This is a genomic window from Kitasatospora putterlickiae (assembly GCF_039527695.1).
GTDB lineage: Bacteria > Actinomycetota > Actinomycetes > Streptomycetales > Streptomycetaceae > Kitasatospora > Kitasatospora putterlickiae.
Genome location: NZ_BAAAKJ010000132.1, coordinates 64,050 through 70,018 on the forward strand (window position 1 = coordinate 64,050; position 5,969 = coordinate 70,018).

7 protein-coding genes are annotated in these 5,969 nt (G+C 73.9%); 5 read left to right on the forward strand and 2 right to left on the reverse strand.

Features of this window, described 5'->3' with window-relative positions; all coding sequences use genetic code 11:
* The 4 genes from ABD308_RS14335 to ABD308_RS14350 form a co-directional block, all read left to right on the forward strand.
* Nucleotides 1-850 (forward strand): diacylglycerol kinase (locus ABD308_RS14335; RefSeq protein WP_344333515.1); only part of this gene is annotated, 850 nt, incomplete at its 5' end.
* Between the two features lie 92 nt (nt 851-942).
* Nucleotides 943-1,314 carry an effector-associated constant component EACC1 gene (locus tag ABD308_RS14340; RefSeq protein WP_344333517.1) on the forward strand — a complete coding sequence of 124 codons (372 nt, stop codon included), beginning with the start codon at nt 943-945 and terminating at the stop codon, nt 1,312-1,314.
* Nucleotide 1,315: 1 nt separating this feature from the next.
* Nucleotides 1,316-2,632 carry a caspase, EACC1-associated type gene (locus tag ABD308_RS14345; protein WP_344333519.1) on the forward strand — a complete coding sequence of 439 codons (1,317 nt, stop codon included), beginning with the start codon at nt 1,316-1,318 and terminating at the stop codon, nt 2,630-2,632.
* Nucleotides 2,625-3,947, forward strand: a complete 1,323-nt coding sequence (locus tag ABD308_RS14350) for a Clp protease N-terminal domain-containing protein (protein ID WP_344333521.1) — start codon at nt 2,625-2,627, stop codon at nt 3,945-3,947. Before ABD308_RS14345 ends, ABD308_RS14350 begins: the two co-directional genes overlap by 8 nt.
* A gap of 64 nt (nt 3,948-4,011) precedes the next feature.
* Here the strand turns inward: ABD308_RS14350 and ABD308_RS14355 are convergent, their stop codons facing one another.
* Complete coding sequence (locus ABD308_RS14355; RefSeq protein WP_344333523.1) at nt 4,012-4,341, reverse strand: hypothetical protein; 330 nt, start codon at nt 4,339-4,341, stop codon at nt 4,012-4,014.
* Nucleotides 4,342-4,431: 90 nt separating this feature from the next.
* Nucleotides 4,432-5,037, reverse strand: coding sequence for a TetR/AcrR family transcriptional regulator (locus ABD308_RS14360; RefSeq protein ID WP_344333544.1), 606 nt, complete (start codon nt 5,035-5,037; stop codon nt 4,432-4,434).
* A gap of 55 nt (nt 5,038-5,092) precedes the next feature.
* Here ABD308_RS14360 and ABD308_RS14365 point away from each other — a divergent pair, with 55 nt between their 5' ends.
* The gene (locus tag ABD308_RS14365; RefSeq protein WP_344333525.1) at nt 5,093-5,959 is read left to right on the forward strand and encodes an alpha/beta fold hydrolase; all 867 of its coding nucleotides are present in this window, start codon (nt 5,093-5,095) and stop codon (nt 5,957-5,959) included.
* Nucleotides 5,960-5,969 lie beyond the last annotated feature (10 nt).

The following is a 5,969-nucleotide window of genomic DNA, read 5'->3' on the forward strand; positions in this document are numbered from 1 at the left end:
GCCGTCCGCCCGCCGCGCCACCGCCCGCCTGCGCGCCCACGGCATCACCGTGGACGCCCGGGCGGGCGCCTCGGCCGCCGACTCACTCGCGCTCGCGCGCTCGGCCGTCACCTCCTCGGACCCCTGCGACGCCCTGGTCGTGGTCGGCGGCGACGGCATGATCAACCTCGGCCTCCAGGCCGTCGCCGGCACCGCCACCCCGCTCGGCGTCATACCGGCCGGCACCGGCAACGACCACGCCCGCGCCCACGGCCTCCCCCGCGACGACCCCGAGGCCGCCGCCGACGTGATCGCCGCCGGCCACACCCGCACCGTCGACCTCGGCCGGGTCACCGGCGCCGACGGCACCACCCGATGGTTCGGCTCCGTGCTCGCCAGCGGCTTCGACTCCCTCGTCAGCGACCGCACCAACCGCCTGCGCCGGCCGCGCGGCCGGCTGCGCTACCACCTCGCCATCGCGATCGAGTTCGTCAACCTCCGCCCCCTGCCGTTCCGGATCACCCTCGCCGACGGCACCGAGATCAGCCGCGACCTCACCCTCGCCGCCGTCGGCAACACCACCAGCTACGGCGGCGGCATGCTCATCTGCCCCGACGCCGACCCCGCCGACGGCCTCCTCGACGTCACCCTGGTCGACGCCATGCCGCGCCGCCGGGTCGCCCGCTTCTTCCCCACCCTGCTCAAGGGCACCCACATCCACCACCCCGAGGTCACCACCCACCGCACCCCCTCGCTCCGCCTCACCTCCCCGGGCATCACCGCCTACGCCGACGGCGAGTTCATGTCCCGCCTCCCGATCGAGGTCACCGTCGCCCCGGGGGCGCTCCACCTGCTCGTCCCCGGTCCCTGATCCCGTTCCTGAGAGCACTGCGCGGAGCGGCCTGGATCAGTAGACTGGCCGCCCTCAACTCCGTCCGTCACCAGGCCTAATGGGGGGCGCTCGTGGACGTGCACATTTCCGTGACCGGTGGGGAGACCGTCGCGGAGGCCGAATCGTTGACCGACTGGCTCCGGGGGGAGTCCGAGCTGCGGAAAGTCGCCCTGACCGGCCGGGCGCCCGGGCCCGGCGAGATGGGAGCGGTGCTGGACACCGTCTCCGTCGCCCTCGGCGCCGGTGGCGGCCTCTCGGTGCTCGCCTCGTCGCTGCGCGCGTGGTTCGCCCAGCCGCGGCGCAGCGACGTCCGGCTGAAGATCCGCCGGCCGGGCGGCGCCACGGTGGAACTCGACGCCAAGCGGGTGCGCGCCGGGGAGCTGGAGGAGATCCTGCGCGCGGCCCTGGCGGATCCGGACGAGTCCACCCCCGAGCAGGCCTGACGTGCCGCTTCCGGACCGCGATCGTTCCCGGATCGTGCTCGTCGGCGCGAGCGAGTACACGGACCCGGACCTGCCGGACCTCCCGGCGGTCCGGCCCACCATCACCGACCTGGCGAAGGTGTTCACCGACCCGGACCACGGCATCGTGCCCGAGGAGCACTGCACCGTCCTGCTGAACGACGGCGACCTGTCCCGGGTCGGCCGGCGTCTGCGGGACGCCGCGGACGAGGCCGAGGACCTGCTGCTGGTCTACTTCGCCGGACACGGACTGGTCGGCGGACGCCGGCACGACCTCTACCTCGCGCTGCCCTACAGCGAGTACGCGTCACCGGACTTCAACTCCATCGAGTACGACAAGCTGCGCGCCGCCGTGCTCGACAGCCAGGCCACCACCAAGATCATCGTGCTGGACTGCTGCTTCTCCGGCCGTGCCGTCAACGACACCATGGCCGGCAACGGCACCACCATCAACCAGCTGGAGATCGACGGCACCTACGTGCTCGCCTCGGCCCCGCACAACCAGGTCGCGCTCTCCCCGCCCGACGAGGAGCACACCGCCTTCTCCGGGCGGCTCATCAGGATGCTGCGCGAGGGCGTCGCCGACGCCCCGGAAGAGCTCACCGTCGTGGAGCTCTACCGGCGGATCGCCGCCGAGATGCGCGCCCGGAACCTGCCCGTCCCGCGCAACCGGGGAACCCAGAACGCCGACCGGACCGCCCTCGGCCTCAACCGGGCCTTCGGCCTCACCGCCGCCCCCGGGCTGCGCAAGCGGCGGGAGGAGGCCGAACAGCAGGCGCTGGAGGGCGACTGGACCGGCGCCTCCGAATCCCTGCGCGCCGTGCTGGACGAGCAGACCCGCATCCTCGGCCCGGACCACGAGGACACCCTGCTCTCCCGCCGCGCCCTCGCCCACTGCGTCGGCGGCGCCGGCGACCCGGCGGAGGCCGTTCGCCTGCTGCGGCCCCTTCCCGACGCCTACGCCCAACTGCTCGGCGAGGAACACCCGCAGACCCTGCACACCCGCCAGTTCCTCGCCGTCAACCTCGGCGAGTCCGGCCACCGGGCGGAGGCGATCACCATGCTGCGGGTCCTGCTCTCCGACCGCAGCCGCGTCCTGGGCGGCGAGCACGAGGACACCCTGCGGACCCGGCACATGCTCGCCCGCAACCTGGCGTTGACGGGCGCCGAGGCGGAGGCGGTGGCCCTGTTGCGGCAGCTGGTCGGGGAACGGAAGCGCCTGCTCGGCCCGGACCATCCGCACACGGTGCGGGCGCGGAAGGACCTGGCGGCGCTGGAGGGAGGGGGAACGGGTGTTTGAGAGGTACACCGACCGGGCGCGGCGGGTCGTCGTCCTGGCCCAGGAGGAGGCGCGGTGGCAGGAGCGGGACGCCATCGACACCGAACACCTCCTCCTGGGGCTCATCCACGAGGGCGAGGGCGTCGCCGCCAAGGTTCTGGAGCGCCTCGGTCTCTCGCTCACGGCGGTCCGGGCGGAGGTCGAGCGGCGTGTCAGGCATCAACCGCACCGGACGACAGAGAACCTTCACTTCACCCCGGCCGCCAGGAAGGCCCTTGAACTCTCGCTCAATTCGGCTCAGGACCTCGGCCACAACTACATCGGCACGGAGCACCTCCTCCTGGGGGTCATCCGGGAGGACGAGGGTGTCGGAGCCACGATCCTGAAGGAGTCCGGCGCCGACCACAGCCGGATCCGGAACCACGTCGTGATCCTGCTGACCGCGTACTCGCCCCCGGAGGATCCCCCGGAGCCCCCACCGGAGCCGACCTCGCTGGACCGGTTCACCCGGGACCTGAGCGCCGAGGCGAGCGCGCAGGAGGCGCCCACGGTCATCGGGCGGGACTCGGAGATCGAGCGGATCCTGCGGGTCTTCAGCCGACGGCACCGCAACGTCGCGCTGCTCGTGGGCGAACCCGGGGCCGGTACGACGAGCGTGGTGATCGGCCTGGCCGAGGCCCTCGTCTCCGGGACGGCACCGGCGGAGTTCGGGGGCCGCACCGTCCGCCTCCTCGACGTCGGCGCGCTCTTCACCGACCCGCAGCACCACGGACGGTTCACCGAGGTGATGGCGGACCTGGTCGGCGACGTCCAGCGGTCGACCGGGCTCGTGCTGTTCCTCGACAACGCCCTCGCCCCGGTCCGGACCCGGGAGGGACGGACGGAGGCGCTGGCCTTCTTCCGCCTGGTGTTCGGGCTCCCCGGTGTCTCCGTGGTCGCGACCGCCACCACGGCCGAGTACCTGCGCTGGGAACGGGACGCCGGACTCGACCGCCTGGTCCAGCCCGTGCCGGTCCACGAGCCGGGCCCGGCCGACGTGCTGGAGATCCTGCGCGGCGCCCGGCACCGGCTGGTCGAGCACCACGGGGTGGACATCACGGACGACGCGCTGCAAGCCGCCGCCCGGCTCGCCCGCGACCACCTCCCCGGCCAGGCCCTCCCGGGGGCCGCCATCGACCTGCTCGACGAGGCGGCCGCGGGCCTGCGCTCCGCCCCCGCGCGGTCCGGGGCCTCGCCGGCGGTCGACCGATCCGTGGTGGAGCGCACCGCCGGGGCGTCCGCCCCCCGGCCGTCCCCGCCGGTCCCCCACGACCCGTTCGTCTGGTCGATGAGCTGACCCCACCGCGCCCGCCGCACGGGACGTCGGCGGATCCGACGTCCCGCGCGGCCGGGCCCGTTCACTACGGCAGCTCCAGCGCCTCCCACGCGTGCCCCTCTCCCCACCCGGGCTCCCGGCGCGCCCAGGCGGTCATGGCGGTGATCACCGGCTCGGGGTCGTCGAGGAGCACCTGGAAGTGCTTGTCGGGTCCGCCGTCCCGGTACTCCAGGGTGTAGTTCTCACCCTCCTCGTGCCAGACCTGGACGTAGACGTCCGGCTCGTCGGGCCTCCGCTCGACCACCAGGAAGCGGTCCCGCTTCGCCCCGATCCGCCGGACCAGCCCCGCCAGCGCCTCGACGCCCGGCCGGGGGTGGGTCTCGTCGTTTTCCGTCCGCACCGTGATCTCCAACATGACCGCAGATCCTGGCACATGCCACTGACAGCGGGGACCGGCCGGAAGCCCGTCAGAGTGCCAGGGCGTCAGAGTGCCAGGCGTCAGGCGTCAGGCGTCAGGCGTCAGGAAGAGCTCGTCCAGGTGGCGGGCGAGGATCGCGAGCGCCTCGTCGCCGGAGCGCTGGCCGCCCAGCACGCTGGAGCCCAGGCCGTTGACCATGGCCAGCAGGCCGGCGGCGGCGATCCCGGGGTCCTTGCCGGGGGCGATCCCGCCGGCCTGCCGGGCCGCGTGGAGCTGCTTGGCGAGGAAGCCCTCCAGCACCTCGGGCTGCCGCGCGCCGTGCTTCTCCAGCACCTCGGGGTCGTTGAGCACCAGGGTGTAGTAGGCCGCGAAGGTCCTGGTGATCCGGCGGCTCTCCGGGTCGGTCGGCAGGATGCAGGACAGCACGGCGGTGACGGTGCCGCGCGGGGTGGGCGGGGAGCCGGCCTCGGCGATCCAGCGTTCCATCCGGGCCTGGAGCTGGGCGGTCAGCCTGGTCAGGGCGTCCAGCAGCAGCCCCTGCTTGGTCTTGAAGTAGTACTGCACCAGGCGCAGCGAGACGCCCGCCTCGGCGGCGACCACCCGCATGCTGGCCGACTGGAGGCCCTGGGTGTCGGCGATCCGCAGCAGCGCCTCGGCGATCTGCCGTCGGCGTTCCTCGTGATCGACGCGCACGTTCATGGCTCCACCTCTCTGGTACACCCGTATCATGCCGTGATACAGATGTACCATGCGAATCAGCGCGTTCAAGAACGACCGGGCGCGGCAGCGGTTCGACGCTGCCTACCAACGGGCCCTGGCGGAACTCTGGCCCGGACCGCGCACCGCGATCGACCTCCCGACCGGCTACGGGACCACCCGCGTCCACCGGGCGGGACCACCGACCGGCGACCCCGTCGTCCTGCTCCCGGGCTCCGGTGGCAACGCCCTGATGTGGCACCGCTACATCGACGCGCTGGCCCGGCACCGCCCGGTCGTCGCCGTCGACACCGTCGGCGAACCGGGGGCGAGCACCCAGAGCGCCCCGATCGCCGACGGCCGGGACGGCGCCGCCTGGCTGGAGGACGTCCTGGCCGGCCTGGACGCGACGGCCGCCCACCTGGTCGGCTGCTCCTACGGGGGCTGGCTGGCCCTCAGCCACCAGCTCCACCACCCCGGCCGGGTCGCCTCGCTCACCCTGCTGGACCCGGCGGGCTTCTCCCGCGTGGGCCCCCGGTTCTACGCCTGGCTGATCGCGGGCGGGCTCGCGTCCGCCGCGCCCCGGTCGCTGCGCCCCGGCCTGGCCCGGCTGGTCGGCAACAGCACCATCCTGGAGACCGAACTGATGCGCCTGATGCGCGCGTCGACGGGATTCCGCCGCGCGCTCCCGGTGCCGCCGGTCCTCTCCGACGAGGAGCTGGGCCTGCTGGGCGGCGTTCCCTCGCTGTTCCTGCTCGGAGCGCGCAGCGCCCTGCACGACTCGCGCGAGGTCGCGGAGCGCATCGGCCGGCTGGTGCCCTCGGCGCGGGTGGAGGTGGTGGCCGGCGCCGGCCACGCGATCACGAGCGACCGGCCGGACCTGGTGGCCGACCGTCTCCTCGGCGCCGTCGGGGCGTAGCGCCGGGCGC